This is a genomic window from Streptomyces purpurogeneiscleroticus, from assembly GCF_020024005.1.
GTDB lineage: Bacteria > Actinomycetota > Actinomycetes > Streptomycetales > Streptomycetaceae > Streptomyces > Streptomyces purpurogeneiscleroticus.
Genome location: NZ_NHSG01000323.1, coordinates 1 through 3,734, shown reverse-complemented (window position 1 = coordinate 3,734; position 3,734 = coordinate 1). Strand labels below are relative to the sequence as shown.

At 72.0% G+C, this 3,734-nt stretch carries 3 protein-coding genes; 1 reads left to right on the top strand and 2 read right to left on the bottom strand.

The window, feature by feature from the left end; genetic code table 11:
- Positions 1 to 2,113 (bottom strand): GNAT family N-acetyltransferase (locus CCS38_RS21100; protein ID WP_223734874.1); only part of this gene is annotated, 2,113 nt, incomplete at its 3' end.
- Between the two features lie 248 nt (positions 2,114 to 2,361).
- Here CCS38_RS21100 and CCS38_RS21095 point away from each other — a divergent pair.
- A complete protein-coding gene (locus tag CCS38_RS21095) occupies positions 2,362 to 2,643 on the top strand; it encodes an HPr family phosphocarrier protein (protein ID WP_030260828.1) in 282 nt (93 codons plus the stop codon).
- A gap of 229 nt (positions 2,644 to 2,872) precedes the next feature.
- Here CCS38_RS21095 and CCS38_RS21090 read toward each other — a convergent pair whose 3' ends face one another.
- Positions 2,873 to 3,571, bottom strand: a complete 699-nt coding sequence (locus tag CCS38_RS21090; protein ID WP_223734873.1) for a GntR family transcriptional regulator — start codon at positions 3,569 to 3,571, stop codon at positions 2,873 to 2,875.
- Between the last annotated feature and the right edge of the window lie 163 nt (positions 3,572 to 3,734).

Below are 3,734 nucleotides of genomic sequence, written 5' to 3'. Positions count from 1 at the left end.
GGATGCGGGGCGGGGCGGCGGGACACGTCTCCGGGGCGTGTGCGGCGTCGTCGGCGGCTTCTCCGTCGGCTTCTCCTGCGGCTTCCCCGTCAGCTTCCTTCGCGGCTTCCCCGTCGGCTTCCGGCCTGTCCGTGGTCCCCGGCTGCTCCGTCGTACCTGTCGCGACTGCCGTCCCTACCGTGCCTGTCGCACCCGCCGTCCCTGTCGCACCTGTCGTGCCTGCCGTGCCCGTCGTCCCCGAGAGCGCCCCCGCCAGCTCCTCCATGGCCAGGTGGACGACGGTGACGGGCTTGGCGGGTCCCTCGGCCGCGGCCTCGCGCAGGGCCGTGGCCAGAGCGGCGATCTCCTCCGGGTCCGCGCTGCTGCCCTCGGCGACCCAGGGGATGGCGGTGAGGACGACCGCGTCGATGCGGTCATTGGCCAGGGCTCTGGCCAGCGCCGCGCGGAATTCGGCGGTCGTGGCGGCGAAGGGCAGCACATGGGGGCGCTGCGGGCGCAGCCCTTCGGTGAGGCACGCGTCGTACGCGAGGAGGGCGAGCGCTTCGGAGTTGCCGAGGATGGCCACCCGGGGGCCGGCGGGCAGTGGCTGGGAGGCGAGCAGCAGTCCCGCGTCGATCAGTTCGGTGACCGTGCCGACCCGGATGACGCCGGCCTGCCGCATGAGCGCGGAGACGGTGGAGTCGGGGACGCGGGTGGTGGGGACGGTGTGGCCGAGCGGGACGGTGCCGCTGTGCCGGGCGCCCTTGACGACCACGACGGGCTTGGCGGCGGCGGTGCGGCGGGCGAGCCGGGTGAACTTGCGGGGGTTGCCGATCGACTCCAGGTACAGCAGCGCGACGTCGGTGTCGGGGTCCTCGTACCAGTACTGGAGCAGGTCGTTGCCGGAGACGTCGGCGCGGTTGCCGGCCGACACGAAGGTGGAGACGCCGGCGATCGCGCCGTCTCCGGGGCCGCGCTCCTGGAGGGCGGCCAGCAGCCCGATGCCGATCGCGCCGGACTGGGTGAAGAGGCCGACCCGGCCCGCGCCGGGCAGCCGGGGCGAGAGGGAGGCGTTGAGGCGGACACCGGGGGCGGTGTTGATCAGGCCGAACGCGTTCGGGCCGACCAGTCGCATCCCGTAGGAGCGGGCCTGGCGCAGTAGTGCGCGCTGCTTCTCGCGTCCTTCGGGTCCGGCCTCCGCGTAACCGGAGGTGAGGATGACCAGCCCCTGTACGCCGTGCTCGCCGCAGTCGCGCACGACATCGGGGACGTGCGCGGCGGGCACGGCGACGACGGCGAGGTCGACGGGGCCGGGGATGTCGCGGAGGGAGCGGTGGGCCGGTACGCCCTCCGGGTCCAGCGTGCTGCCGCCTTCGGGGAAGGCGTGGTTGACCGCATACGTGTGGCCGGTGAAGCCGGAGTCGAGGATGTTGCGGAGGGCCGAGCGGCCGACGCCTCCGGGGGCGCGCCCGGTGCCGATGACGGCGATCGATCCGGGGGCGAGCAGCCGCTGTACGGAGCGGGCCTCGGCGCGGTGTTCGCGGCCGCGCATGACGGCCACGGACTGCTCGGTGGGTTCCAGGTCGAATTCGAGGCGGACGACGCCGTCTTCGAAGGTGCGCTGCTGGGTGTACCCGGCGTCCGTGAACACCTTGATCATCTTGGTGTTGGCGGGCAGTACTTCGGCGGCGAAGCGGCGGATGCCGCGCTCGCGGGCGACCGCCGCGGCGTGCTCCATGAGCGCGGAGGCCACGCCGCGCCCCTGGTGCGCGTCCTGCACGAGGAAGGCGATCTCGGCCTGGTCGGCGTCGGGGCCGGTGGCGGGCCGGCCGTCGGCGTTGATGCGGTCGTACCGGACGGTGGCGATCATCTCGCCGCCCACGAAGGCGGCGAGCCCGACCCGGTCCACGTAGTCGTGGTGGGTGAACCGGTGTACGTCGCGGTCGGAGAGCCGGGGGTAGGGCGCGAAGAACCGGTAGTACTTGGACTCGTCGGAGACCTGCTCGTAGAAGGAGACCAGGCGCTGCGCGTCGTCCGGGGTGATGGGACGGATCCGGGCGGTGCCCCCGTCACGCAGCACCACGTCGGCTTCCCAGTGGGCGGGGTAGGCGGCGGCATCCGACGGCGTCTCCATGCGGACAGCGTACGACCGTGTGCGTATCCGGGGGCGGACCGAAGTGCCCGGAAGCGCCCCGGATGCGACCGTACGTACTCCGGAGCGGGACGGTGCGTACGACCGGATCTCAGCATGCGTACAGCTTGGGCGTGACGCAGGCTGGGACTTCTAGGATCCGAGCCCTCACGGGGGCTGGGCACACCGGACCACCGGTGCCCCCGTGAGAGACTGGTCTAGACAACTTTCCCTACTCGAAGGGCAACACCATGGCTGAGCGCCGCGTCAATGTCGGATGGGCCGAGGGTCTGCACGCCCGCCCCGCCTCGATCTTCGTCCGTGCGGCCACCGCTTCCGGCGTACCGGTCACGATCGCCAAGGGCGACGGCAACCCCGTGAACGCCGCCTCGATGCTCGCGGTCCTGGGCCTGGGCGCCCAGGGCGGCGAGGAGATCGTGCTGGCTTCGGACGCCGACGGCGCCGACGCCGCGCTGGACCGCCTGGCGAAGCTCGTCTCCGAGGGCCTCGAGGAGCTCCCGGAGACGGTCTGACCCTTCGGGCAGACCCGGCGGCCGCACACCGCCCGGTTCCGCCGTCACGGCCCCGCCGCGACCCCGCACACGGGTCATGGGCGGGGCCGTTCGCATTGCGGCGAGGAAATTCCCCGCCTTTCCCTTCCGCCGGAGCCGACGCAAAAGACATTCGGGCGCGCGGAAAAAGAATTCGGGCACGGCGGAGCAGGGGTATGAAATTCCCCAGGAGTTGTATACGGCAGCGGTGTTAATTCCGTACGCGCGCTGTGTTTACGGACGGTTTCGCTTCCCTCACCGCCGGTGCGGGACGGCGCAGCCGGTGGGCGGGCATCGCGTGCTCCACATGCGCCGCGGTCAGTGCGCGGGCGCGTTCGGCGTCGCCGCGCGCCACCGCGTCCACGATCGCGCCGTGCTCCTGCCAGGACCGGTCCGCCTCGCCCGGCGACGGCTGGTCCAGGTCGATCGCGTACACCCAGTCGATCTTGCGGCGCACCTGGGTGAGCAGCGCCGTCATACTGGCGCTGCCGGATGCCTGGGCGAGCGTCTCGTGGAACCAGCCGTCCAGTTGCCGCAGGTCGGCGGCGTTACCGTGGCGGGCTCTCGTGCGCCCCAGGCGGACCAGGCCGCGCAGTACCTTCAGGTGGGCGGTGGAACGGCGGGCCGCTGCGCGGGCGGCGCCCAGGGGCTCCAGGAGGAGGCGGATGTCCAGGAGGTCGGCGGCCTCCTGCTCGGTCGGCTCGGCGACGCACGCGCCCGCGTGGCGCCGGGTGGTGACGAAGCCCTCGGACTCCAGGGTGCGCAGCGCTTCCCTTACGGGGACGCGGGAGACGCCGTACCGGGAGGCGAGCAGTTCCTCGATCAGCCGCGCGCCGGGCGGGAACGTTCCGGAGACGATGTCGTCGCGAATCGCCGTGCAGACCGCATGCGCCGAAATATTCCCTCGCATCGTCGGTGCCTCCGCCATAATCCTCTGGAAACGCCGTACGGGCGGCGCCTTTCCGTGACTCTATGACACCGGACCGGCATTTCCGATGGCCGTCACGAATTCATGGATATTTTTTGGCCAAAGGGCGGGAGTTCCGGGGAGCCGGGGGCGGGAGCGCATACGG

Bases quoted from the DNA above. Each gene is read 5' to 3' on its own strand.
- CCS38_RS21090 (WP_223734873.1), bottom strand. From the start codon at position 3,571: ATGCGAGGGAATATTTCGGCGCATGCGGTCTGCACGGCGATTCGCGAC.
- CCS38_RS21095 (WP_030260828.1), top strand. From the start codon at position 2,362: ATGGCTGAGCGCCGCGTCAATGTCGGATGGGCCGAGGGTCTGCACGCC.